24 protein-coding genes and 1 pseudogene are annotated in these 23,779 nt (G+C 69.0%); 20 read left to right on the top strand and 5 right to left on the bottom strand.

Annotated features, from left to right (window positions below; all coding sequences use genetic code 11):
- The 5 genes from E3T19_RS09115 to E3T19_RS09140 all read left to right on the top strand — a co-directional run.
- On the top strand, nt 1–836 hold an 836-nt coding region (locus tag E3T19_RS09115), incomplete at its 5' end, for an ABC transporter permease (RefSeq protein WP_370294265.1).
- 60 nt (nt 837–896) lie between these two features.
- A complete protein-coding gene (locus E3T19_RS09120) occupies nt 897–2,048 on the top strand; it encodes an ABC transporter substrate-binding protein (protein WP_088457441.1) in 1,152 nt (383 codons plus the stop codon).
- A 184-nt stretch (nt 2,049–2,232) separates the two neighbouring features.
- Nucleotides 2,233–3,549: an aspartate aminotransferase family protein gene (locus tag E3T19_RS09130; RefSeq protein ID WP_134408662.1), complete on the top strand. Its 1,317-nt coding sequence runs from the start codon at nt 2,233–2,235 to the stop codon at nt 3,547–3,549.
- A gap of 116 nt (nt 3,550–3,665) precedes the next feature.
- Entirely contained in the window at nt 3,666–5,165 is a 1,500-nt protein-coding gene (locus E3T19_RS09135) for a CoA-acylating methylmalonate-semialdehyde dehydrogenase (RefSeq protein ID WP_134408663.1), read from the top strand.
- Between the two features lie 116 nt (nt 5,166–5,281).
- Nucleotides 5,282–5,878, top strand: coding sequence for a putative glycolipid-binding domain-containing protein (locus E3T19_RS09140; RefSeq protein WP_088457439.1), 597 nt, complete (start codon nt 5,282–5,284; stop codon nt 5,876–5,878).
- Between the two features lie 88 nt (nt 5,879–5,966).
- Here E3T19_RS09140 and E3T19_RS09145 read toward each other — a convergent pair whose 3' ends face one another.
- The gene (locus E3T19_RS09145) at nt 5,967–6,245 is read right to left on the bottom strand and encodes a GlsB/YeaQ/YmgE family stress response membrane protein (protein ID WP_134408664.1); all 279 of its coding nucleotides are present in this window, start codon (nt 6,243–6,245) and stop codon (nt 5,967–5,969) included.
- Nucleotides 6,246–6,390: 145 nt separating this feature from the next.
- Here E3T19_RS09145 and E3T19_RS09150 point away from each other — a divergent pair, with 145 nt between their 5' ends.
- The 10 genes from E3T19_RS09150 to E3T19_RS09190 all read left to right on the top strand — a co-directional run bounded on the left by E3T19_RS09150 (nt 6,391) and on the right by E3T19_RS09190 (nt 15,499).
- Nucleotides 6,391–7,053: a response regulator transcription factor gene (locus tag E3T19_RS09150; RefSeq protein WP_088457437.1), complete on the top strand. Its 663-nt coding sequence runs from the start codon at nt 6,391–6,393 to the stop codon at nt 7,051–7,053.
- Between the two features lie 125 nt (nt 7,054–7,178).
- Nucleotides 7,179–7,589, top strand: a complete 411-nt coding sequence (locus E3T19_RS09155; protein WP_198414960.1) for a hypothetical protein — start codon at nt 7,179–7,181, stop codon at nt 7,587–7,589.
- Nucleotides 7,590–7,699: 110 nt separating this feature from the next.
- Nucleotides 7,700–9,316, top strand: coding sequence for a xylulokinase (locus E3T19_RS09160; protein WP_103460942.1), 1,617 nt, complete (start codon nt 7,700–7,702; stop codon nt 9,314–9,316).
- A gap of 101 nt (nt 9,317–9,417) precedes the next feature.
- Entirely contained in the window at nt 9,418–9,879 is a 462-nt protein-coding gene (locus tag E3T19_RS09165; protein ID WP_103478540.1) for a hypothetical protein, read from the top strand.
- A complete protein-coding gene (locus E3T19_RS19650) occupies nt 9,858–10,226 on the top strand; it encodes a hypothetical protein (protein WP_370294266.1) in 369 nt (122 codons plus the stop codon). The genes E3T19_RS09165 and E3T19_RS19650 overlap by 22 nt, the downstream gene beginning before the upstream one ends.
- On the top strand, nt 10,223–10,474 hold the full coding sequence (locus E3T19_RS19655; RefSeq protein ID WP_341476107.1) for a hypothetical protein: 252 nt from the start codon (nt 10,223–10,225) through the stop codon (nt 10,472–10,474). Before E3T19_RS19650 ends, E3T19_RS19655 begins: the two co-directional genes overlap by 4 nt.
- A 284-nt stretch (nt 10,475–10,758) precedes the next feature.
- On the top strand, nt 10,759–12,048 hold the full coding sequence (locus tag E3T19_RS09175) for an ROK family transcriptional regulator (protein ID WP_088457434.1): 1,290 nt from the start codon (nt 10,759–10,761) through the stop codon (nt 12,046–12,048).
- Nucleotides 12,049–12,128: 80 nt separating this feature from the next.
- Nucleotides 12,129–13,214, top strand: a complete 1,086-nt coding sequence (locus E3T19_RS09180) for a sugar ABC transporter substrate-binding protein (protein ID WP_088457433.1) — start codon at nt 12,129–12,131, stop codon at nt 13,212–13,214.
- Between the two features lie 99 nt (nt 13,215–13,313).
- Entirely contained in the window at nt 13,314–14,198 is an 885-nt protein-coding gene (locus tag E3T19_RS09185) for an ATP-binding cassette domain-containing protein (protein ID WP_088457432.1), read from the top strand.
- Nucleotides 14,195–15,499, top strand: coding sequence for a sugar ABC transporter permease (locus tag E3T19_RS09190; protein WP_088457431.1), 1,305 nt, complete (start codon nt 14,195–14,197; stop codon nt 15,497–15,499). The genes E3T19_RS09185 and E3T19_RS09190 overlap by 4 nt, the downstream gene beginning before the upstream one ends.
- Before the next feature lie 248 nt (nt 15,500–15,747).
- Here the strand turns inward: E3T19_RS09190 and cobA are convergent, their stop codons facing one another.
- Together cobA and nirB are read right to left on the bottom strand one after the other, a co-directional pair.
- Nucleotides 15,748–16,842, bottom strand: coding sequence for a uroporphyrinogen-III C-methyltransferase (cobA, locus tag E3T19_RS09195; protein WP_088457430.1), 1,095 nt, complete (start codon nt 16,840–16,842; stop codon nt 15,748–15,750).
- 3 nt (nt 16,843–16,845) lie between these two features.
- Nucleotides 16,846–19,518, bottom strand: a complete 2,673-nt coding sequence (gene nirB, locus E3T19_RS09200; protein WP_103478543.1) for a nitrite reductase large subunit NirB — start codon at nt 19,516–19,518, stop codon at nt 16,846–16,848.
- 202 nt (nt 19,519–19,720) lie between these two features.
- Here nirB and nirD point away from each other — a divergent pair, with 202 nt between their 5' ends.
- Nucleotides 19,721–20,119 carry a nitrite reductase small subunit NirD gene (gene nirD, locus E3T19_RS09205; protein ID WP_088457428.1) on the top strand — a complete coding sequence of 133 codons (399 nt, stop codon included), beginning with the start codon at nt 19,721–19,723 and terminating at the stop codon, nt 20,117–20,119.
- Nucleotides 20,119–20,862 carry a sirohydrochlorin chelatase gene (locus E3T19_RS09210; protein WP_134408666.1) on the top strand — a complete coding sequence of 248 codons (744 nt, stop codon included), beginning with the start codon at nt 20,119–20,121 and terminating at the stop codon, nt 20,860–20,862. Before nirD ends, E3T19_RS09210 begins: the two co-directional genes overlap by 1 nt.
- 27 nt (nt 20,863–20,889) lie before the next feature.
- Here the strand turns inward: E3T19_RS09210 and E3T19_RS09215 are convergent, their stop codons facing one another.
- A complete protein-coding gene (locus tag E3T19_RS09215) occupies nt 20,890–21,444 on the bottom strand; it encodes a GNAT family N-acetyltransferase (protein WP_134408667.1) in 555 nt (184 codons plus the stop codon).
- Between the two features lie 62 nt (nt 21,445–21,506).
- On the bottom strand, nt 21,507–22,433 hold the full coding sequence (locus E3T19_RS09220) for a LysR family transcriptional regulator (RefSeq protein WP_103460959.1): 927 nt from the start codon (nt 22,431–22,433) through the stop codon (nt 21,507–21,509).
- A 132-nt stretch (nt 22,434–22,565) separates the two neighbouring features.
- On the opposite strand from E3T19_RS09220, the gene E3T19_RS19510 reads away from it, so the two are divergent.
- The 3 genes and pseudogenes from E3T19_RS19510 to E3T19_RS09230 all read left to right on the top strand — a co-directional run.
- On the top strand, nt 22,566–22,688 hold the full coding sequence (locus E3T19_RS19510; RefSeq protein WP_255453135.1) for a hypothetical protein: 123 nt from the start codon (nt 22,566–22,568) through the stop codon (nt 22,686–22,688).
- A gap of 72 nt (nt 22,689–22,760) precedes the next feature.
- Entirely contained in the window at nt 22,761–23,306 is a 546-nt protein-coding gene (gene pyrE / locus E3T19_RS09225; protein WP_165787853.1) for an orotate phosphoribosyltransferase, read from the top strand.
- Nucleotides 23,306–23,779, top strand: a pseudogene (locus E3T19_RS09230) (hypothetical protein); the annotation flags it as partial. The gene pyrE and the pseudogene E3T19_RS09230, both read left to right, overlap by 1 nt.

Consider the following 23,779-nt stretch of genomic DNA (forward strand, 5'->3'; position numbering starts at 1 on the left):
GTCGAGACGCGATGAGCGCCGGCGCGAGCACGCGCGTGGCTGCGCAGGCCGGGCCGGGCCGGCCGGGCGCATCGGGCTCCGGCCTGGCCCGCACCGTGCTGCCACCGGTGCTGCTCGGCGTGGCCGCGATCCTGCTCTGGCAGGGCGTCGTCACCGTGCTGGCGATCAAGCCGTTCATCCTCCCCGGGCCCTTCGCGATCGGTGAGCAGTTCATCACCAACCTGCAGAACGTCGTCGGGGGCTCGGTCGTCACCGGGCGCAACGCCCTGATCGGGCTGGTGCTCGGCGCGATCGTGGGTGTGCTGCTGGCCATCCTCTCGGCCCTGGTGGGGATCTTCGACGAGATGGCCGCCCCCATCGTCGCCGCCGTCGCCGTGGTGCCGATCGTCGCGCTGGCGCCCGTGCTCTACACGATGTTCGGCGCCAACGCCGAGACCGCCCGGCAGCTCGTGGCCGCGCTGGCGGTCTTCGTGCCGGTCTACTTCAACACCCTCAAAGGGCTGCGGATGGTGCGCCCGGTGCACCGCGACCTGATGCGCTCCTACGCCGCCTCGAGCTGGCAGGCCACCAAGACCGTCACCCTGCCCACCGCGGTGCCGTTCGTGTTCACGGGCCTGCGCATTGCGTCCTCGCTCGCCGTGATCTCCGCCCTCATCGCCGAGTACTTCGGCGGCCCGGTCGGGGGCCTGGGCAAGTCGATCACCTCGGCCGCGTCCAGCAGTAACTACGGGCTGGCCTGGGCCTACGTGCTCGGCTCCATCATCCTCGGACTCCTCTTCTATTGCGCGGCTCTCGGCCTGGAAAAACTGGTCAGCCGCCGCGCCCCCACCGCTTGACCATCCCGCACCGCAGCATCCCGACACAGCACCCCCGCAGCAGTACCTCAGGAGGAACCCATGAAACACAGCACTCGATGGCTCACAACGGCCGGCGCCGTCGCGGCGGCCAGCGCCCTCGTTCTCACCGGATGCACCGCCTCCGGCGATACCGCACCGACCGAGGACTCCGCCGGCGGCGACCTCACCCCGGTCACCCTGCAGTTGCAGTGGGTGGCCCAGGCCCAGTTCGCCGGCTACTACGCGGCCGTCGACCAGGGCTACTACGAGGAGGAAGGCCTCGACGTGACCATCGAGGAGGGCGGCGCCGACATCGTTCCGCAGGACGTGCTCGCGTCCGGCGACGTGGACTACGCCATCTCCTGGGTGCCCAAGGTGCTCGGCTCCATCGAGCAGGGCGCCAACATCACCGACGTCGCCCAGATCTTCGAGCGCAGCGCCACCACCCAGATCTCATTCACGGACAAGAACATCACCAGCCCGGCCGACCTGGCCGGCAAGAACGTGGGCAGCTGGGGCTACGGCAACGAGTGGGAACTCTTCGCCGGCATGCAGCAGGCCGGCGTCGAGGTCGGCGACATCAGCCTCGTGCAGCAGGCCTTCGACATGAACGCCTTCCTCGCCGGTGACATCGACGCGGCCCAGGCGATGACCTACAACGAATACGCCCAGGTGCTGGAAACCATCAACCCCGACACCGGCGAGCTCTACCAGCCAGAGGACCTCAACGTCATCGACTGGAACGAGGAGGGCACCGCGATGCTCCAGGACGCCATCTGGGCCAACACCGACAAGCTCGCCGACGACGAGGCCTACGCCGACCAGACCGTGAAGTTCATCAAGGCCTCCATCAAGGGCTGGATCTACGCCGCCGAGAACCCCGAAGACGCCGCGACCATCGTGGCCGATGCCGGCTCGGCCCTGCCCGCCGGGCACCAGCTGTGGATGACCAACGAGGTCAGCAAGCTGATCTTCCCGTCCACGAACGGCGTCGGCCTGATCGACGAGGCCGCCTGGGCCAACACCGTCGACATCGCCATGAACACCAAGAACGAAACCGGTGGCACCATCATCACCACAGACCCGCCCGAAACCGCGTACTCCAACGAGTACGTGCAACAGGCCCTGGATGAGCTGACCGAGGAGGGAGTCGACGTCATGGGCGCCGACTGGGCTCCGATCGACGTCACCCTCAAGGAGGGCGGCGAGTAAAACAACCTCCGCACCGGGCGGCTGCCGAGCGCAGCCGCCCGGTGCACCACCGCTCCGGTACCCGCGGGGCACAGAGCAGAAGGAACAACATCGTGACCGACATCGACACCGGCACAACCACCGACACGAAGCCCGGGCTGAACGAGCGCACCACCGAACTCGACCGCGCCCACGTCTTCCACTCCTGGTCCGCCCAGGGGGCACTGAAGCCCCTCGTCATNCCGAACTCGACCGCGCCCACGTCTTCCACTCCTGGTCCGCCCAGGGGGCACTGAAGCCCCTCGTCATCGCCGGCGGCCTCGGCTGCCGGGTCTGGGACCACGACGGGCGCAGCTACCTCGACTTCTCCAGTCAGCTGGTCAACGTCAACATCGGCCACCAGCATCCGGCCGTGATCAAGGGCATCATCGAGCAGGCGCAGCTGCTCACCACCATCGCGCCGTCCACCGCCAACCTGGCCCGCGGCGAGGCCGCCAAACGCATCGTCGACCGGGCACCCGACGGCTTCAACAAGGTCTTCTTCACCAACGGCGGTGCGGATGCCAACGAGAACGCCATCAGGATGGCCCGGCTGCACACCGGCCGCGACACCGTGCTCTCCACCTACCGCTCGTACCACGGCAACACCGGCGCTGCCATCGTCGCCACCGGCGACTGGCGCCGCATCCCCAACGAGTTCGCCCGCGGACACGTGCACTTCTTCGGCCCGTACCTCTACCGCAGCGAGTTCTGGGCGACGACGCCCGAGCAGGAATGCGAGAGGGCCCTGCACCACCTGGAGCGGGTCATCCAGAGCGAGGGTGCCACCTCCATCGCGGCCGTGCTGCTCGAGTCCATCCCCGGCACCGCCGGGGTGTTGATGCCGCCGCCGGGCTACCTCGCCGGGGTGCGCGCACTCTGCGACCGGTACGGCATCATGCTGATCCTCGACGAGGTGATGGTGGGCTTCGGCCGCACCGGACGCTGGTTCGCGTTCGACGGCACCGGCGTGGTGCCCGACCTGATCACCTTCGCCAAGGGCGTCAACTCCGGTTACGTGCCCGTCGGCGGGGTGATCATCTCGGACGCCATCGCCGCGGACTTCGACGACACGGTGTTCCCCGGCGGGCTCACCTACAGCGGACATCCGCTGGCGATGGCCTCGATCGTCGCCGCGCTGGACGCCATGGCGGAGGAGGGCATCGTGGCCAACGCCGCCCGGATCGGCGCCGAGGCCATCGGCCCGGGGCTGGCGGCGCTCAAGGCCACGCACCCGATCATCGGGGAGGTGCGTGGCGAGGGCGTCTTCTGGGCGATCGAGCTCGTGGCCGACCCGGAGAGCAGGGCGCCCGTGCCGCCGGCGGTGATGGCCCGCATCAAGACCGAGCTACTGGCCCGCAACCTGCTGCCCTTCATCATGGACAACCGTATCCACGTGGTGCCGCCCTGCGTCGTGACCGACTCCGAGGTGGCCGAGGCCCTGGCCATCTACGACGAGGTCCTCTCCCTGGACCTTCTCTAACAGCCCATCGCTGGTCGAGCTTGTCGAGACCCGCGACCAAATCTCACAACGTAGACACGGTCACCGGATCTCGACAAGCTCGATCAACGGACAACACACCAACAGAATCGACTGACATGAACGACCTTCCCGTCCTCACCCACTGGATCGACGGCGCCCCAGGCGCCGGAAGCTCCACGCGCACCGCCCCCGTCTACAACCCCGCCACCGGCGCAGTGCAGCGCCTGGTCTCCCTGGCCTCCGCCGCCGATGTGGACACCGTTGTCGCGTCGGCCCAGGCCGCGTACCCCGCCTGGCGGGACGCCTCCATTGCCAAGCGCCAGGGCGTCATGTTCGCCTTCCGCGAGCTCCTCAATGCGCGCAAGGGCGAGCTGGCCGACATCCTCACCAATGAGCACGGCAAGGTCACCTCCGACGCCCTCGGCGAGCTCGCCCGCGGCCTCGAGGTCGTCGAGTTCGCGCTCGGCCTGCCGCACCTGTCCAAGGGCGAGTTCTCCGAGAACGTCTCCACCGGCGTCGACGTGTACACCTTGCGCCAGCCGCTCGGCGTGGTCGGCATCATCAGCCCGTTCAACTTCCCGGCCATGGTGCCGCTCTGGTTCTTCCCGATCGCCATTGCCGCGGGCAACACCGTTGTGCTCAAGCCCAGCGAGAAGGACCCGTCCGCCGCCAACTGGCTCGCCGCGCTGCTTACCGAGGCCGGCCTGCCCGACGGTGTCTTCAATGTCGTGCACGGCGACAAGGAGGCCGTCGACGCGCTCCTGGTCAACCCCGACGTGCAGGCCATCTCCTTCGTCGGTTCCACCCCCATCGCCAAGTACATCTACGAGACCGCCGCCCACCACGGTAAGCGGGTGCAGGCCCTCGGCGGCGCCAAGAACCACATGCTGGTGCTGCCGGATGCCGACCTCGACCTCGCCGCGGATGCCGCCGTCAACGCCGGCTTCGGCTCGGCGGGGGAGCGCTGCATGGCCATCAGCGTGATCGTGGCCGTCGAACCCGTCGCCGATGAGCTGATCTCCAAGATCGCCGACCGCGTCAAGGGACTGAAAGTGGGCGACGGCATGCGCGGCTGCGACATGGGCCCGCTGATCACCGAGGCGCACCGCGATAAGGTCGCCGGTTACATCGACATCGCCCTGGCCGATGGCGCGGAGGTCGTGATCGACGGTCGCGGCATCGAGGTCGACGGTGAGGCAGCCGGCTTCTGGCTCGGCCCCACCCTGTTCGACAAGGTCAGCCTGGACTCCGCCGTATACAAGGACGAGATCTTCGGTCCGGTGCTGAGCGTCTTGCGGGTGGCCAGCTACACCGACGGCGTGGCCGTCATCAACGCCAGCCGGTACGGCAACGGCACCGCCATCTTCACCAACGACGGCGGCGCAGCCAGGCGCTTCCAGCACGAGGTGCAGGTGGGCATGGTCGGCATCAACGTGCCGATCCCGGTGCCCGTGGCCTACCACTCGTTCGGCGGCTGGAAGGACTCCCTGTTCGGCGACGCCAAGGCCTACGGCCCCGCCGGCATCAACTTCTACACCCGGGAGAAGGCCGTCACCGCCCGGTGGCTCGACCCCAGCCACGGCGGCATCAACCTGGGCTTCCCGCAGAACACCTAGCCCAGTACGTGAAGGCGGACTTCTTCCCGACACGCTGCGTTTTGGGTACACCTGGAACGGCGATTGGTGAAGAAGTCCGCCTTTACGTGCCGGCGTCACCCAGGCAACATGGGCGCATGAAGCAATCGGATGTGGCCTGGCGAGGGCAGGACGACCCTGACCGCATCGATCGGGCGTTGATCGAGATCGGGGAGAGCGGCCTGAAGGCCGAGGGAACCTCGGTCACGGTCGGCTATGCCACCGCCTGGTCGTTGGACGCCACCGATGCCTGGTGCACCTTGACGGTCGACATCAGTGCGCACGGCGCCGGTTGGATGCGTTCACTCGCGCTGACCCGGGATCAGAACAACCACTGGGCAGCCGTGACCCAGGTGCAGGGCGATGCCGGTCTTCCGCCCGCCGGCCTTGCGGAACCAGGCAGCATCGACGGTGCGCTCGACTGCGACATCGGCCTGTGCCCTGTGACGAACACCATGCCGATCCGGCGCCTGCGGCTGCTGAATGGGAACGTGCCGGAGACCGCGCTGGTGATGGCCTGGATCGAGATACCGTCCCTGCGGGTGATTCGGAGCGACCAGGTGTATGCCTCGTCGACGCCCGGCCGGGTCCGGTACCGCGGCGCCGGTGGTGACGATCAGGTCGAGTTGACCGTCGACTCCGACGGCATTGTGGTCGGTTACCCGGGCTTGGCGACCCGGCTCGCCAAGCGTTGATGCCATCATCCTCCGCCGGGCCTGTCAGGGTTGCGCTCCCTGCATGCGGCCCCGGTGACCTGCCAGGTGGCGGCCACCGGGAGACCGGCTAGTGCTGAACGCTGCGCCGATTGCTGACGCGGATGTAAACCAGGAGCACGATGATCGCGCCGATGATGGATCCGATGATGCCGGCCGGCTGGAAGAAGCCGTCCATGGGGTCGTGCTGGAAGATCAGGAAGCCGAGGAACCCGCCGACGAAGGAACCGATGATGCCCAGCACGATGGTCATCGGGATGCTAATGTTCTGCCGACCGGGCACGACGAGGCGGGCGAAGGCGCCGGCGATGATGCCGACGACGATGAGGCTGATGATGAGACCAAGCATTGTGGTCTCCTTCCTGTTTGATGGGGCTGAGCCTTCGATGTGACCAGCGGTTGCTGGGCGATAAACAGCAAATCACCCAGAAGGAGGCGGCGGCACACCCCTAGGGGTGTAACTGCCGGGCCGGCAGAAGCTGTAGCGTCCTACTATGTCTTCGACCCAGCCCGTGACTGTCGCCCTGGTCGATGACTACGACATCGTGCTGAAGGGCCTGGCGCACATGTTCGATCACTATCGGGATCGTGTGCTTGTTGCGGAGATCGATGCGAATGCGGCTCTCTCCGACACAACCGACATCGTGCTGTACGACTCCTTCGCCCAGCCCGAGTCCGATCTGTCCGAGCTCACGGCCCTCGTGCGAAACCCGCGAGCCCGTCGCGTCGTCGTGTACACCTGGAATTTCCAGCCCTCGCTCATCGATGATGCGTTGGAGCGGGGCGTCAGCGGTTACCTGTCGAAGACGCTGCCCGCCCGCGACCTGGTCGCGGCCCTGGAGTCGGTGCACGCCGGTGAGATCGTGGTGAGCGATCCGCCGAAGCGAGCGGGCAGCGCTCCCGGACTGGACTGGCCCGGGCGTCGCGAAGGAATCACAGACCGTGAATCCGAGATCCTGGCGCTCATCACCCAGGGCAAGAGTAACGCCGAGGTGGCCGCGCTCACCTACCTCAGTCCCAACACCGTGAAGTCCTATATCCGCAGCGTCTACGGCAAGATCGGGGTCGCCAGCCGTACCCAGGCTGTGCTCTGGGGTGTCGGCCACGGGTTCGCCCCGGACCACCATCGAATCGACAGCTGGCTCGGCGGTCCCTGAGTCAGGCACACCGGATGCGCCGGTGCCCCATTCGCGCCCGCCGAGCAGGATCGAAGAAGCACACCTGCCGGGTTGCTTCTACAGTGGGTGCCAGAGACGCAACCTTGACCAGTGAGGAACAGATCGTGAGCGAAACCTTCAGCAAAGAGGAGAAGGCCGCCATGCGGGCGGCCGCGGCAGAGGCCAAGGCCGCAAAACTGGGCGCCGACCTCGAAGCCGCGTGCCTGGCGGCGATCGCCGAGATGTCCGGCACCGACCAGGAACTGGCCGAGACTTTGCACCGATTGGTGAAGGAGAACACCGACCTGGGTGCCAAGACCTGGTACGGCATGCCGGCGTATACGGACTCCGACGGCAAGGTGGTGGTCTTTTTCCAGAGCGCCGCCAAATTCAAGGTGCGCTATGCCACCATCGGCTTCCAGCCGGACGCCAACCTCGACGACGGAAACCTCTGGCCCACCTCATTCGCGGTGACCAAGCTCACCGCCGAGGACCAGAGGCGACTCGTCGAGCTGTTGGAGAAGGCCGTCGCCTGACGGACACCCGACCGCCTGCCCCACCCGCGTCAACCGGAGCTTCACGCCGAATACCTGGCGGCGATTCACAACGTTGCAAAAGGTGCCCGGCCATCCGCCATAATCGAGATATGACTAGCAACGATGCACTCGACGCCGCCCGGACCGCAATTCTCAGCGGACGGACGTCCCTGGGGATCGAGCTGGGGTCGACCCGCATCAAGGCCTGCCTGATCGGCGAGGACCCGGCTGACGTCCTCTCCGTCGGCAGCCACGAGTGGGAGAACCAGTTCGTCGATCGGGTCTGGACGTACTCGTTGGCAGACGTGTGGACGGGCATCCAGGCCGCTCACGCTGCCCTCGTCGCCGATGTCGAAAAGCAGTACGGGGTTCGCCTGGAAAGCTACAGTGCTGTCGGCGTTTCGGCGATGATGCACGGCTATCTAGCGTTCGACGCCGCCGGCGAGCAGCTGGTTCCGTTCCGCACCTGGCGCAACACCACCACAGGTCCCGCGGCGACCGAGCTGACCGAGCTGTTCGGAGTGAACATTCCGCTGCGCTGGTCGATCGCGCACCTGCACCAGGCGGTCGTCGACCACGAGCCGCACGTGGCGCAGCTCGACTTCATCACGACCCTCGCCGGCTACGTGCACTGGCAGCTCACCGGCCGCAAGGTCCTGGGCGTCGGCGATGCCTCGGGCATGTTCCCCATCGACGCCGCCACCGCGGACTACGACGCCGAGCTCCTCGCCCGATACGACGGTCTGGTCGCCGAGTCCGCTCCCGACCTCAACCTGGCCGCACTCCTGCCCACCGTGCTGGTGGCCGGCCAGCCGGCAGGCGAGCTCACGGCGGCGGGCGCGGCCCTTCTCGACCCGACCGGTGCCCTGCGTCCAGGCGCCGTGCTGTGCCCGCCCGAGGGCGACGCCGGCACGGGCATGGTCGCGACCTGTTCCGTCGCCCCGCGCACCGGTAACGTCAGCGCCGGCACCAGCATCTTCGCGATGGTTGTGCTCGAGCGCCCCCTCAAAAAGGTGCACCACGAACTCGACCTGGTCACCACCCCGGCCGGCGATCCCGTCGCGATGGTGCACTGCAACAACGGGGCAAGCGAGCTCGCCGCGTGGGCCGGGATGTTCGGCCGCTTCGCCGCGGCCAGCGGTAACCCCGTTGCCAGCGACGCGGTATTCGACGCCCTGTTCCGTGAGGCGCTCGACGGTGACGCGGATGCCGGCGGCCTGTTGGCCTACAACCACCTGGCCGGCGAGCCCATCGCCGGCCTCACCGAGGGGCGGCCGCTCTTCGTGCGCACCCCCGACAGCCGGCTCACCCTCGCCAACTTCATGCGCGCGCAGCTCTACGGAGTGTTCGGCACGCTCAGCCTCGGCATGCGCGTTCTCGCCGAGGAGGGCGTCGAACTCGACGCGATGTTCGCGCACGGTGGGCTCTTCCGCACCGCCGGTGTCGCCCAGCGATTCCTCGCCGGCGCCTTGGATGCCCCGGTCTCGGTCGCCGAGACGGCATCGGAGGGCGGCGCCTGGGGCATCGCGGTCCTGGCGTCCTACACGGCGGCCACAGCATCCGGCGTCGACCTCGACCTGGACGGGTACCTGCGTGAGCGAGTGTTCGTGGGGCAAGAATTCGAGACCGTCGCCCCCGACCCTGTCGACGTCGCCGGCTTCGCCGACTACCTGGACCGCTACCACGCGGGTCTTGCCGTCGAACGGGCTGCCGTCGACACGCTCTAAGCCGAGCTCCACCGCACACGTCCCAATTGCGATGCGGCTGCACGAATTGCCGCAGCCTGAATCGTCCCAGTGAGCTGTGGCATTGGGCATAGGCTCTGGCCATGCTTCGCATCCGAAAGACGCGGTGGAAGGTCGCCTACATTGCCGCCGGTCTGACCGTCTTGGCACTCAACAGCGCGGCCTTTCCGCACACCGTCACGAATCCGATTTTTGCGGTGGAGGGCATCCTGCTGTACCTGCTCCTCTATTTCGGTGGTGTGCGGTCCTTCCGTGGTGCAGACGAGCCGGTTGAGCCGCCACGCGCCTGGTGGCGGATGACCTCGCGACCACGGGCCGGCTTCGTGGTCGGATCGTTGCTGGTCCTGAGCGTCGCCAACTGGATGTTCTCGGTCGCCACGGGGGCGACCGACGTGGCACTCGCAGGCGTGCTCGGTGTGATCGCTGATGCGTTGCTGGCTTTCCTGTACTTCAGGTCCTCGGTCCGGCTGCACCGAGTGCTCCCTCGCATCGTGCCCCAGCGAACCGTCCAGGACCCGCCGCAGTGGAAACCCATCAGGCGTTGACCGGTGCGCCCGCGATGAGTCGGACGGCCATGGCCTCCGCCGACGGTGCCCTTCCGCTTCGGCCCCGCCGAGTGCTGGTTGCCGGGGTGTCCGGTACGGGCAGAACCACCCTCGCCGCGCGGATCGCCGTGATCACCGGGGGCGCACACACGGAGATCGACGCGCTGTTCCACGGCCCGAAGTGGGTGCCCCGGCCGGAATTCGCCGATGATGTGCGCGGTTTCATCGCCGCGGAGTCATGGACGACCGAATGGCAGTACAGCGCCGCCCGCGAGGTGCTTGCCGAACGTGCCGATCTGCTCGTGTGGCTCGATCTGCCGTTCTGCGCGTCACGCTTCCCCGGGTGATCCGCCGTACCATCCGCCGCCGGGTTCGCCGCGAGGAGTTGTGGAACGGCAACGTCGAGCCACCCATCCGCACGCTGCTCAGTGACCGTGAGCACATCGTGCGGTGGGCGATCTCGACCCGGCGGAAATACGACGAACGGGTGCCGGCGCTGGAACTTGCGCACCCCCACCTCGTCGTCGTGAGGCTGCGATCGCAGCGTGAGGTCGAGCGGTGGCTGGGCGGGGCTCTCGCTGACGCGGTGCGCTAGCGGGGCACCGCCGGTGCGGTGGGCCGGTTAGTCCGGCGGCTCAACGTGCTCGCCGAACGGCGGAAGGTTGATGTCTTCCTCGTTGACCTCCACGTCCCCGAAATCGTCCGGTCCGCCCGTGCCCGGCGCCACCTTCACCTTGTCCGCGACGTCCGGGTCGACAGCCGCCGGCGGTGACTCGTCCTGTTTGGCTTGCGTGTCCGTTTCACTCGCCGGACGTCCAGGAATACCGCCCGGCGCGAAAGCTTGCCCGTCCTGGTGGTCTCGGCAGTATCGTGTCTCCTGTGAGCAGCCGCCGCAATCCCGGGTCGCAGTCGTCCCTGCGTGAGGCCAACCGCGCCCGCATCCTCGACGCGATCACCCACCACGGCGCCCTCACCCAGGTGGAACTGGCCGCGGTCACCGGGCTGTCGCCGGCCACGGTGTCCAACATCGTCAAGGAGCAGGCCGCCGCCGGGGTGCTGGCGACCACGCCCACGTCCCGCAGCGGCCGTCGCGCGGTGCGAGTCACCCTCGCCAGGGAACTGGGCCTGGTGGTGGGCCTGCACGTGGCGAACCGGCAACTGCGGCTGGCGCTGGCCGACGCCGGCCACCAGGTGCTGGCCGAGCGGATGCTGCCGCTGGCCCGCGACCACCGCGCCGACAGCGAACTCGACAGGGTGATGCTGCTCATCCGGGACATGGCCGAGTCGGTGGGCGCCGGCCTCGACGAGGTGCTCGCGGTGGGGGTGGGTCTGGCCGCGCCTGTCGACCCGCGTACCGGCCTCATCGCCACCGCCGGCTTGCTGCGCGGCTGGGACGGGGTGCCCGTCGCCGAAGAACTCGAGTCGCGGCTGCACCGGCCGGTGTTCGTCGACAACGAGGCCAACCTCGGTGCACTCGCGGAGTACCGCATCGGCGCGGCCCAGGGCGTCCGGCAGGCGGCCTATCTGCGTCTGTCGCACGGCGTGGGCGCCGGCCTGATCGTGGATGGCCGGGTCTATCGCGGCGGTAGCGGCAAGGCCGGAGAGATCGGTCACGTCACCCTCGACGAGCAGGGCCTGGTCTGCCGATGCGGCAACCGCGGCTGCCTGGAGACCCTGGTGGGAGCCTCGGCGCTGGCCGCGAAGTTCCCCGGCAGCCACGGCGAGGTCAAGCTGCGCGACGTCGTGCTGCGCGCCGAGGCGGGCGAGGCCCTGGCGCGCCGGGTGATCGCCGATGCCGGCCGGCACCTGGGTATCGCGCTCGCGGGTCTGAGCAACCTCGTCGACCCGCACCGCATCGTGGTCGGCGGTGAGCTGGCCGAAGCCGGCGAGATGCTGCTCAGCCCCCTGCGGCACGCTCTGGAACGCTCCACCCTGGCCACTGCAGCCGGGGTGCCCGAGGTGGTCAAGGGCGAGCTGGGGGAGCGGGCCGAGTTGCTCGGCGCGGTGCTCTTCGCCATCGATCGCGCCCAGATCACGGCGGGCCGCACCGACGGCCCGATCCGCACCGTGGCGGCCGCCCCGGCCCCCGATATCCTGCCGGGGATCGGTGGCATCCTGCCCGGTCTGGCCCCGCAAATATCGCCCGAAAGGGGCGGTCTGGCCTCTTGAGTTCAAGCCTTGACGGCATTTGGCACCGGGGCCATGCTCGTTACACCGCCAACGAGGGTGGTCACAGTAGGAGGCACATCATGAGAAAACCCAGGAAGAGGTTCGCGCTCCTGTCGATCGCATTGATCGCTACCGCGGGTGCTCTGACCGCGTGCACCACCGGCGACGACGGCGGCAGCGACGACGGCGGCGGCGGGTCCGGCGACGCCATCAAGATCGGCCTGCTCCTCCCCGAATCCCAGACGGCCCGGTACGAGAAATTCGACCGCCCGCTGTTCGAAGAACACCTGGCGACCCTGGGCGACTACGAAGTCGTCTATGCCAACGCCGACCAGGATGCCTCGAAGCAGCAACAGCAGGCTGAATCCGCCCTCACCGAGGGCATCGAGGTCATGGTTCTCGACCCCGTCGACGGTGCGGCGGCAGCCAGCATCGTCGCGAACGCCGCCGCGCAGGACGTTCCGGTGATCGCCTACGACAGGTTCATCGAGGGTGGCCAGATCGCTTACTACATCTCCTTCGACAACGAACAGGTCGGTGTTCTCCAGGGTGAGGCCCTCGTGGAGCGGCTCCAGGCCGACGGTACGACCACCGGCATCATCATGATCAACGGGTCGCCCACCGACGGCAACGCGACGCTGTTCAAGGAAGGCGCCCACTCGGTCATCGACGCGAGCGGCATCCCGATCCTGGCCGAGTTCGACACGCCGGACTGGAGTGCCGAGGAGGCTCAGACCTTCGCGGCCGGCCAGATCGGTCAGTTCAGTGACCAGATCTCGGGCGTCTACGCGGCCAACGACGGTACGGCAGGCGGCGCCATCGCGGCACTGCGGGCCGCCGGAGTCGACCCGATCCCCCCGGTCACCGGTCAGGACGCCGAGCTCACCGGCATCCAGCGCATCGTCGCCGGCGACCAATTCATGACGGTCTACAAGGCGATCAAACTGGAAGCGGAGTTGGCTGCCGAGGTGGCCGACCAGCTGGCCCGCGGCGAAACGCCGGAGGGAGACACCGAGATTGACGGCATCCCCGCGACCCTGCTCACCCCGGTCGTCGTCACCGTCGACAACATTGCCGACACCGTGATCGCCGACGATTTCTACACCGTCGACGAGATCTGCACCGCTGAATACGCGGACGCCTGCGCGGCCGCCGGCCTGCAGTAAGGCGGTGCCCCAGACGCCGACCGGGAGTCCTACCCACGATTCGACTCCCGGTCGGCCCACCGGCTCCAACAGCCAGCGGCTGCAAACAGAGGAATCACAATGACCGTGCTTTCCCCCGAACCCGTGCAGGGCGCACCCACCAGCGAACTCGTGCTCTCCATGCGCGGGATCGACAAGAACTTCGGCGCCGTGCAAGCCCTCACCGCCATCGACCTGGACATCTACTCCGGTGAGGTGGTCGCGCTGGTCGGCGACAACGGTGCCGGCAAGTCCACCCTGATCAAGATCCTCGCCGGCGTGCACCCCAAGGACGGCGGCACGATCACCGACGGAGACAAATCGGTCACGATCAACAACCCGGCTGAATCCGGCGCGTTGGGCATCGCCACCGTCTACCAGGACCTGGCCCTGTGCGACAACCTCGACGTGGTCGCCAACCTGTTCCTCGGCCACGAACTCGGCCGGGGCACCATCAACGAGGTCGAGATGGAGAAGCGCTCCTGGGAGCTGTTGCGGCAACTGTCGGCACGCATCCCCTCGGTGCGTATCCCGGTGGCGTCGTTGTCTGGCGGTCAGCGCCAGACCGTGGCCATCGCCCGTTCGCTGATCGGCGACCCGCGCATCGTGATCCTCGACGAGCCCACCGCGGCGTTGGGTGTGGCCCAGACCGCCGAGGTGCTCAACCTCATCGAGCGGCTGCGTGAACGCGGCCTTGCCGTGGTGCTGATCAGCCACAACATGGCGGATGTGCAGGCCGTCGCCGACCGCATCGTGGTGCTGCGTCTGGGCCGCAACAACGGTGAATTCAAGGTGGCCGATGTCACCTACGAAGACATCATCGCGGCCATCACCGGCGCCTCCGATAACGCCGTCACCCGGCGCGCCCAAGCCCGGGTCGGCTCTCCGGAGGCCGCGGATGACGCTGTTCCATCCCCTGACGTTGCACCCCCTGATGTTGCACCCCCAGAGGAGGCCCGGCCATGACGACCCCGACATCGCCCCCACAGTCCAGCCCGCCCGAACCGGCGGCGCCGCCCACCGAAACCGTGCGCCTCGCCGCGGTGGCCGCCGACCTGCAGGACGAGCGCCTCATCCAGCAGCACGGCATCGGCGGTGCGGTGCGCGCCTTCGGTCGGCGGGTACGTTCCGGTGACATCGGTTCGTTGCCCGTTGTGATCGGCCTGATCGTGATCTGGGTGGCGTTCTCCCTGCTCAACCCAAACTTCCTCTCCAGCACCAACCTGGTCAACCTCACCCTGCAGTGCGCGGCCGTCGGCACCATCTCCATCGGCATCGTGCTGGTGCTGCTGCTGGGCGAGATCGACCTGTCGGTCGGGTCGGTCAGCGGCCTGTCCGCGGCCATCCTCGCGGTCGGTTTTGTCAACCTGGGCTGGCCGCTGCCGGTCGCCCTGCTGGCCTCGTTGCTGTCCGGTGTGGTCATCGGCCTGCTGTACGGGTTCCTGTATACCCGGTTCGGGGTACCCAGCTTTGTGATCACCCTGGCCGGGTTGCTCGGCTTCCTCGGGCTGCAGCTGTGGGTGCTCGGCTCCACGGGGTCGATCAACATCCCTTTCGATTCCTGGATCGTGCAGTTCGCCCAGCAGTGGTTCCTGCCCGACTGGCTCTCCTACGTGCTGGTGATACTGACGGCGCTGGCCTATGCGGCGCAACTGTTCGTCACCGCGAACCGGCGGGCGGCGGCGGGGCTCTCGGCCGTGCCGGCCACCTCGATCGTGGTGCGCAGCGTGTTCCTGCTGCTGGTGCTCGCCGTGCCCACCTGGTACCTCAACCAGACCCGCGGTGTCGGCGCGACATTCGTGCTGTTCCTGGTGCTCGTCGTGGTGATGAACTTCTTCCTCACCCGCACCCGCTGGGGCCGGTCGGTGTACGCGGTCGGCGGCAATGTGGAGGCCGCCCGGCGGTCCGGCATCAACGTCACCAAGGTCTACCTCACGGTTTTTGTGCTGTGCTCCACCTTCGCGGCTCTGGGCGGCATCCTCGCCGCGGGCCGGCTGGCGGCAGCCAACCAGGGCTCGGGCGGCGGCGACACCAACCTCAACGCCATCGCCGCCGCGGTGATCGGCGGCGCCAGCCTCTTCGGCGGCCGCGGCAGCGCGTTCTCCGCGCTGTTGGGCATCCTGGTGATCCAGTCGATCTCCAGCGGCCTGACCCTACTCAACCTGGACTCGTCGATCCGGTACATGATCACCGGCGCGGTGCTGCTGCTCGCGGTCATCGTCGACTCCCTGTCGCGCCGCACCCGGGCGTCGCACGGTAGAGCCTGACCGCCTCCCGCCCGGGGCCGGGCGGAGGCGGCAGAGGAAGGCGGCGGTTCTCGCCCCACCCCGGCAGCGCAGCCGGCGAGGCAGGATCGCCGCCTTCGCGTTGCCGGGATGCGGCACCATCGCCGGGAGCACCTCATGCAAGTGGCGGTGATCCCCTTCGCTGACTTGCCGCAACGTTCCCTTTCCAGAGCAGGCACAGGGGGTTTTGCAGCAACTCGGCCGGTCAGTCGGGTCGGCGGGGCGGGAACCTAGGTCGCCAGGGTCGCGGCCTCGCGCAGGAGATCGGCGGCAGTGTCATCGCCGTGCGCGGCCAGGGCCACCACGTCGCCGATCACCACGACGGCGGGGGATCGCACCCCGGCGTGGGCCGCGAGCGCGGCGATGCTGTCCAGCCGGCCGAGGGTCGTGCGCTGGTCGTGGGCGAAACCGCGCTCCACGATCGCCACGGGCATGTCGGTGCGCATCCCGAGCCTGGTGAGGCCGGCAACCAGCTGCTGCAGGGTGCCGATTCCCATCAGGACCACGATGGTGCCGCCCAGGCCCACCAGGTGGGTCAGTTCGGTGTCGTTGATCGGCGCGTGCCCGGAGATCACCGTGAACATCCGGGTGATCTCGCGGTGGGTGACGGGGATGCCCGCGGCGGCCGGCACGGCGATGGCGCTGGTCACCCCAGAGATCACGGTCACCGGTACACCGGCGGCGCGGCAGGCGATGACTTCTTCGCCACCCCGACCGAAGACGAACGGGTCGCCGCCTTTCAGGCGCACCACGGTGAGGCCGGCCAGGGCGGATGCCACCATCATCCGCTCAGCATCGCGCTGGGGGATCGCGTGGTGACCGGGAGCCTTGCCCACGTCGATCTGCTCGGCGCCGGGCGCCCAGACGTCGAGCCTGTCGGTGGGGCCGAGCCGGTCGTAGTAGACGATGTCGGCCGCGTTCAGTGCCGCGAGCGCACCGACCGTGAGCAGGCTTTCCAGGCCGGGGCCGCCGCCGACGAGCGTGACCGACCCGATGGGCGCGGTCGACGCCGCGGTTTCCCGGCTCAGCCAGGTGCGGTGCCGCGCGCACGCCGCAGCGATCACGGCGTCGGTGGGCGGAGTGGTCTCCACGACGGCGACCAGGTCGACGGCGGCGATGAGCGCATTCCAGGCGCCGACCGACCGGGGAAACACCGGGGTGTGCACCCCGGGGGCCGGTCGGACGGCCGGCGACTGCGGGCCGGGTCCGGCCAGGTGGTACACGGTCGCGCCCGAGGCCAGGTACCGCGCGAGGACACGGCGTGCCGCGTGGGCCCCGCCGACGACGAGGACCCGTTTCCCCGAGAAGTCGAGGCCGGCGGACACGGGCTACTCCACGCCGGTCGCCGAGGAAACCGGGATGTCGATGTCGTCCCGGCGAACCGGGATGGTGAGGCCGGCCAGGTGGACGGGGCCGGCGGCGCTGGTGCCGTCGCGTTCTTCAGGGCGGGCCGGACGCGGCTGGCCGCGTTCGATCACCTGAAGGAGCGACGGGTCGGGGGTGTCGGAGTTCACGAACGGCCGGAACCGGCGCAGGCGCTCGGGATCGGCCAGCGTGGCGGCCCACTCGTCTTCGTACACGTCGATGTGGGCGGCCATGGCCGCTTCGAGGTCATCGGCGATGCCCAGGGAATCGCTGCAGACGACGTCGCGGACGTGGTCGAAACCACCCTCGATGTCTTCCTGCCAGCGGGCGGTGCGCTGCACGCGGTCGGCGGTGCGGATGTAGTACATCAGGTAGCGGTCGATGTACTTGATCAGGGTTTCCTCGTCGAGGTCCTTGGCGAGCAGCACGGCGTGAACGGGCTGGAAGCCGCCGTTACCGCCGACGTAGAGGTTCCAGCCCAGCTCGGTGGCGATGACGCCGATGTCCTTGGCGCGGGCCTCGGCGCACTCGCGGGCGCAGCCGGAGACACCGATCTTGAACTTGTGCGGCGAGCGCAGGCCGCGGTAGCGGTTCTCCAGCGTGATCGCCAGCGCCACGGAATCCTGCACTCCGAAGCGGCACCAGGCCGACCCCACACACGACTTTGCCGTGCGCAGGCTCTTGCCGTAGGCCTGGCCGGACTCGAAACCGGCATCCACCAGGGTGCGCCAGATGTCGGGCAGCTGGTCGAGCCGGGCGCCGAACAGGGCGATCCGCTGACCACCGGTGATCTTGGTGTACAGGTTGAATTCGGCGGCGACCTCGCCGATCGCGATGAGCTTCTCCGGGGTGATTTCGCCACCGGGAATGCGGGGGATAACCGAGTAGCTGCCGTCCTTCTGCATGTTGCCGAGGGCACGGTCGTTGGTGTCCTGCAGGCCGCCACGGCCGGCATCCAGGATGTACGCGGAGGACTGCGAGGCCAGGATCGAGGCGATGGTGGGCTTGCAGACATCGCAGCCGAGGCCGGTGCCGAAGCGTTCCATGATCTGGTCGAACGAGGTGAGCTGCAGTACCCGCACCGACTCGAACAGTTCGCTGCGGCTGATCGAGATGTGCTCGCAGAGCGCCTTCGAGATTTCAAGGCCGGCGGCGGTCAGTTCGGTTTCGAGAACCTTCTTGAGCAGCGGCACGCACGAGCCGCACTGGGTGCCGGCCCGGGTGCAGGCCTTGAGTGCGCCGAGCTCGGTGACGGGGTCGCCGTGGTCGCCACGGATGGCCGCGCGCACGGTGCCGAACGACACGTCGTTGCAGGAGCACAGCTGGGCGTCGTCGGGCATGTCGGAGCTGGACGGCAGCTCGGCGCCGGAGGCGGACAGGTACGCGCCGGGTTCGGCGGGCAGTTCGCGGCCGAGCAGCGGGCGCAGCGACAGGTACGGGGAGGCGTCGCCGACGAAGATGCCGCCGAGCAGGGTCTTGGCGTCGCTGGACACGACGACCTTCTGGTACAGGCCACGCGCGGGGTCGGCGTAGACGACCTCGAGGGCCCGCTCGCCGGTGCCGAAGGCGTCACCAAAGCTGGCCACCTCCACACCGGAGAGCTTGAGCTTGGTGGCGTCGTCGATGCCGGGGAACAGGGCCTGGCCGCCGTTGAGCCTGTCGGCCACGACCTCGGCCATCGCGTTCGCGGGAGCGACGAGTCCGATGCAGCGGCCGTCGTAGCTGGCGACCTCGCCGATGGCCCAGATGCCGGGCACGGAGCTGGAGCAGTCGTCGCCGATCACGATGCCGCCGCGCGGGCCGATCTCCAGGCCCGCCGCGCGGGCGAGTTCGTCGCGGGCACGGATGCCGATGGACCAGACAATCAGGTCGGCGTTGATCTGCCGATCGTCGTCGAGGGTCAACCCGAGTACCTGGCCGGTCTCGGCGACGAGGATCTCGGTGGGGCGGTGGCCGAGTTCGAGGTGGATGCCCTGGCCGTGGATGAGACGGCCGAGGGCCATGCCGGCACCCTGGTCGAGCTGGGTGGGCATCAGCCAGGTGGCGCCATCCACGATCGTGGTGTTGGCGCCGAGGCGCTGCACACCGCCGGCGGCCTCGAGCCCCAGCAGGCCGCCGCCGATCACGGTGACGTTCGCGGGCCGGCCGAACTTCGCCTTCAGGCGTGCGGTCTCGCTGACGAGGAAGTCCACGTCTTCGATGGTGCGGTACACGACACCCTTGTCGCCACCGGGCACCGGCGGAACGAAGGCGCTCGAACCCGTCGCGAACACCAGGTCGTCGTAGGCCAGGGCGTCACCGTTGTCGAGGGTGACGGTCCGGGCCGCGGGGTCCACGGCGGTGACGCGGCTGCCGCCGCGGTAGCGCACGGTCTCGGACTGCCAGAACACCGGGTCGCCCAGGGTGAGGTCCTCCGGACCGTTCAGGCGGTGCGAGAGGGAGACCCTGTCGTAGGGCAGGTGGATTTCCTCGCCGATGACGGTGATGTCGACGGGCCGGGCGGAATCGCCGTCCGCGACAGTGCGGGCGACCATGGCCTCGGTGAACCGGTGCGCGGCGGGGCCGCCTCCGATCACGATGACGCGGCGCACGCCGTCCGATTCGCTGGTCGTCGGCAGGGGAGTGTTCAGTGTCATTACGGCATCTCTCGGGTAAATCAGGCCGCATAATCCCGACGGCGTCGTCCGCCGTCGCGCCGACCTCATGGCGTCCCTCAAGTAAGTCACATCCGCGCGCGCTAAAAGAGGGTACTTGGTCCCGAAGATCACGACCCCGGCTTGGGTAATCTGAGGGGGTGCCGAACGCATCCACTGGCCCGGCGCCGGAATCGAGGACATCATGCTGACCACTGAAAGCACCACCGCGCCGCGGAGCGCCGACGCCACCACCGGATGGGCGACAGTCTGCGAACTCTCCCAGCTCGAACCCCTGTGGGCAGAAGCGGCCATCGTCGACGGCGAGCAGCTCGCGTTGGTGCGGATGCCCGACGGAACCGTGTACGCCGTCTCGAACCGGGACCCCGCGACCGGCTCGTTCGTGATGTGCCGGGGAATCGTCGGCTCGCACGGGGACCGGGTGACGTTGGCCTCGCCGCTGCACAAGCAGGTCTATGACCTGGCCACCGGCGAGTGCTTCACCTCCGCCGACTTCACGCTGCCCACCTTCGAGACCAGGGTCGAATCCGGCTCGGTGCAGGTGCGGCTGGCCCCGGACGCCTCGGCCCGCGCCGCGGCGTGATGAGCGACGCACTCCAGCGCGACACAGCGCCGCTCCTGCTCCTCGCCTCGCACGGCTCCCGGGATCCCGCTGCCCAGCGCGCGGTGCTGGCCCTCGTCGACGCGGTGACTCGGGCGCTGACCACGATCAGCCCGGCCACCCCGGTTGCGGCCGGTTTCATCGATGTGCAGCAGCCGGATGTGCCGCAGTGCCTCGCCGAGGCCGACCCCGGCCGGTCCGCCGTCATCGTGCCGCTGCTGGTGTCCGCCGGGTACCACGTGAAGTTCGACCTCGCCAACGCCGTGGCCCAGGCCCAGCCGCGTCAGGTCGGCGTGACCGCGGCGCTCGGACCCGACAGCCGGCTGACCGACATCCTCGCCGACCGGCTGGCCCAGAGTGGCCTGCGCGCGGAAGACCGCGTGATCCTCGCCGCCGCGGGATCGAGCGACGCGGACGCCGTGGCCGACTGCCGCACAGCGGGCGAGCAACTAGCCGCCCTGCTGGGCCGACCGGTCACCGTCGCCTTCATCGCCGCCGCGACGCCGAGTCTGGTGGATGCCGTGGCCGCCGCGCGCAGTGAGTCACCGGATGCCCGCCTGGTCGTCGCGAGCTATCTGCTGGCACCGGGCACCTTCGCCAGGTGGTCGCAGGACGCCGGCGCGGACGTGGTCAGCGCGACCCTCCTCGTCGAGGGCGAGGAGCCCCCGGCCGCACTCGTCGACGTGGTGGTGGACCGGTACCTGAGTGGCGTGCGCACGCTCTGACGCCGGGCGCGTCGGCAGCCGGAGGGCTTAGACCTCGAGGCCGTCGCGGATGATCGTCTGCCCGGTCGGCCATTTGCTGAACGGCGCCGCCACCGGGAGCACCATCGCGGGGCCGGTGAAGGTCTCCTGGCGCATCCGGGTGTCGATCATGCGGGTCACCTGTCCGGGCGACTGCCGCCAGCCGCCACCGGCGTAATAGGCGACGAGCTCGGGAGCGCAGGTGAGGTAGCCGAACGGCAGCCCCTGGCCGGTCAGGGCCGTGGCGGCCTCGGCGAGCAGCCGGCGGCCGAGGCCGGTGCCTTGGTAGTCGGGATCGACGCCGACCAATCCCACATCGCCGACCAGCTGCGACCCGCCGGACTCGAGGCGCAGCATCCGCCGCACGAAGCCGAGGTGGGCGACCGGCCGGCCGTCGTGGTAACCGATCACGCGGGCCTCCGGGCGGGCGCCCATCCAGCTGCGGGTGCCGGTGAAGGTGGCGTGGTCCTCGGGGTAGTAGCGCGCGAACAGGGCCGCCAGGGCGGTGTGGTCGTCGGCCGAGAGATCGGCCTCCCAGCGCAGGGTCCATTCGATGTCAGCCATCCGGTCAGCCTAACCGCCGGCGCACGACCAGCCGCTGGAGGACCAGCCGCTGGAGTACCGGCTCAGCCGGCCGCCGCCGCGTGCTCGGCTTGCACCTGCGCCGCCCGGGCGCGCAGCGCCTCGACGACGGTACGCACGGCCAGTCGTTCGGCACGGTCGGGCCGCATCAGCGCCACGATCTGCCGTTCGGCGTCGAGTCCCCGTAGTGGCTTGAGTACCATCCGGCCGGGCTGGTCGCCGCTGGAGGTGTATCGGGGGACGAGGGCGATGCCGAGCCCGGCCATGATGAACGATTCGATCAGCCGCATGTCCGCGAACCGTTGGGTGACCAGGGCGCGGCTGCCGGTCTGCAGTTCGATGTCGTGCAGGATGCGTCCGAACGGGTAGCCGAGGGGCACGCCGATCCAGGTCTCACCGACCACGTCGCTCGCGCCCAGCGACACCCGACCGGCCAGCCTGTGTCCGGTCGGCAGGCCGACGTCGAGGGGTTCGGTCATCAGGGGCACCGAGGTGAGGCCGCGCCCGCCCCAGGTGTGCTGCCCGCGCATGCTGTGGGCGAGCACGATGTCGTATTCGCTCGTGAGCGCGGGAAAGTCGCTGAGCTCCGGGTCCATGTCGGTGCAATGCACCGCCAGGCCGTCGTGGTCGGCCAGGTCCTGCAGTGCGCCCGGCAGCAGCATCTGTCCGGCGGTGGGGAACGTGACCAGGCTCACGTCGCCGGTGGCCCGGTTGCGGAAGGTGTCCCAGACGGCTGTGGCGCGCTCCAGCGCCACCGCGATATCCGTCGCGCTCGCGGCCAGCGCGCGGCCGGCGTCGGTGAGCACAAGCCCGCGCCCGCTGCGTTCGGTGAGGGGCAGGCCGGCCTCGCGCTCGAGGACCTTCAGCTGCTGCGAGACCGCAGACGGGGTGCGGTGGGTGGCCCGCGCAACGGCGGTCACGCTGCCGCGTTCGGCCAGCTCGCGGAGCAGTTCGAGGCGCTGAACATCCATGAAGCCAGACTACATAGTCCTTGCTAAACAATGTGATTGTGCTGAATGGTTGTTGGTGGTCAGATAAAGACGTCGGTTACCGGGCAGCAGCCCGCGTGGCCCGGCCATCCACTTCCCTCGAAAGGCACGACCGTGTTCGTTTTCATGCTCCTCATCTCCCTTGTTGCCGTAGGCGCCGTCGTCGGCACCGTCGTTGCCGTGAACAAGGATGGCTACGGTCGTGTTCCCGTGCGGAAGTTCGTTCGCAGCTTCTGATCACCCCGACCGGCGCACGCCCGTATCGTGCACCGGGCGCGCGGGCGCGTGTTGGCCTAAAGTAGCCCTGTGATGGATACCCGCAGAAAACTCATCGACTACATCTCGGCCGACGCCGTCTTCCACGGTGACTTCACCCTCACCAGTGGCAAGAAGGCCACGTACTACGTGGATCTCCGCAAGGTCAGCCTCGACCACAGGGTCGCCCCGCTGATCGGCCAGGTCATGATCGATCTCATCAAGGACATTCCGGATGTCGTGGCCGTCGGCGGCATGACCATGGGCGCCGACCCCGTCGCCACCGCGATCCTGCACCAGGGTGCCGCCCGCGGGCTGGCCTACGACGCCTTCGTCGTTCGCAAGGAACCCAAGGACCACGGCCGTGGCCGCCAGGTCGAGGGCCCAGACCTCGCCGGCAAGCGGGTCATCGTCCTCGAAGACACCTCCACCACCGGTGGCTCACCGCTCGCCGCCATCGAGGCGCTGCTCAAGGTGGGCGCCATCATCGCCGGCGTCGCCGTGGTCGTGGACCGCAGCACCGGGGCCCGCGAAATCATCGAAGAGGCCGGCTACCCGTACTACGCGGCCATCGGACTCGAGGACCTGGGACTGAGCTGATGCCCGAGCAGCAGGGCGGCAACGACGACAAGGACCTCGGCCTGGACTGGCTCGCGGCTCAGCTGAACGCCGACGACAGCGAGGCTGCCGCCGAGCCCGCCGCCGAGCCCGCCGCCGAGGCCGCCGCCGGCACCAAGGCGGATGCGGGGCCCGACTCTCCCCCGACCGTCGCCCTCCCCGTCACGCCCGTTGTCGTTCCGCCGGTTGCACCGCCCGCCGCACCGCCAGCAGACCCGCCCGCCGCACCGCCGGGGCCCGCTGCGCAGGTTCCATCCCCGGATTCTGCGTCGGCCGACGGTGACACCGCGCCTGCCGCCACCACCCCGGCGCCGTCCGGCGGTTTCCGCTGGGGCCTCACCCCGACCTTCGAGCCCGATCCGGCCGTTGACGCCGCGCGACGCACCCCGCCGGCTCAGGCCGCTCCCGCGACTCCGGTCATCCCCGCCGCGGCGCCGCCTGTTGCACCGGCGCCG

It is taken from the genome of Cryobacterium sp. TMT4-31 (assembly GCF_004403385.1).
In the GTDB taxonomy this organism is placed as follows: domain Bacteria; phylum Actinomycetota; class Actinomycetes; order Actinomycetales; family Microbacteriaceae; genus Cryobacterium; species Cryobacterium zongtaii.

Coding starts and splice junctions, on each gene's coding strand:
- E3T19_RS09120 (WP_088457441.1), top strand. CDS start 897: ATGAAACACAGCACTCGATGGCTCACAACGGCCGGCGCCGTCGCGGCG.
- E3T19_RS09135 (WP_134408663.1), top strand. CDS start 3,666: ATGAACGACCTTCCCGTCCTCACCCACTGGATCGACGGCGCCCCAGGC.
- E3T19_RS09140 (WP_088457439.1), top strand. CDS start 5,282: ATGAAGCAATCGGATGTGGCCTGGCGAGGGCAGGACGACCCTGACCGC.
- E3T19_RS09145 (WP_134408664.1), bottom strand. CDS start 6,245: ATGCTTGGTCTCATCATCAGCCTCATCGTCGTCGGCATCATCGCCGGC.
- E3T19_RS09150 (WP_088457437.1), top strand. CDS start 6,391: ATGTCTTCGACCCAGCCCGTGACTGTCGCCCTGGTCGATGACTACGAC.
- E3T19_RS09160 (WP_103460942.1), top strand. CDS start 7,700: ATGACTAGCAACGATGCACTCGACGCCGCCCGGACCGCAATTCTCAGC.
- E3T19_RS09165 (WP_103478540.1), top strand. CDS start 9,418: ATGCTTCGCATCCGAAAGACGCGGTGGAAGGTCGCCTACATTGCCGCC.
- E3T19_RS09180 (WP_088457433.1), top strand. CDS start 12,129: ATGAGAAAACCCAGGAAGAGGTTCGCGCTCCTGTCGATCGCATTGATC.
- E3T19_RS09185 (WP_088457432.1), top strand. CDS start 13,314: ATGACCGTGCTTTCCCCCGAACCCGTGCAGGGCGCACCCACCAGCGAA.
- E3T19_RS09190 (WP_088457431.1), top strand. CDS start 14,195: ATGACGACCCCGACATCGCCCCCACAGTCCAGCCCGCCCGAACCGGCG.
- nirB (WP_103478543.1), bottom strand. CDS start 19,518: ATGACACTGAACACTCCCCTGCCGACGACCAGCGAATCGGACGGCGTG.
- nirD (WP_088457428.1), top strand. CDS start 19,721: ATGCTGACCACTGAAAGCACCACCGCGCCGCGGAGCGCCGACGCCACC.
- E3T19_RS09210 (WP_134408666.1), top strand. CDS start 20,119: ATGAGCGACGCACTCCAGCGCGACACAGCGCCGCTCCTGCTCCTCGCC.
- E3T19_RS09215 (WP_134408667.1), bottom strand. CDS start 21,444: ATGGCTGACATCGAATGGACCCTGCGCTGGGAGGCCGATCTCTCGGCC.
- E3T19_RS09220 (WP_103460959.1), bottom strand. CDS start 22,433: ATGGATGTTCAGCGCCTCGAACTGCTCCGCGAGCTGGCCGAACGCGGC.
- pyrE (WP_165787853.1), top strand. CDS start 22,761: ATGGATACCCGCAGAAAACTCATCGACTACATCTCGGCCGACGCCGTC.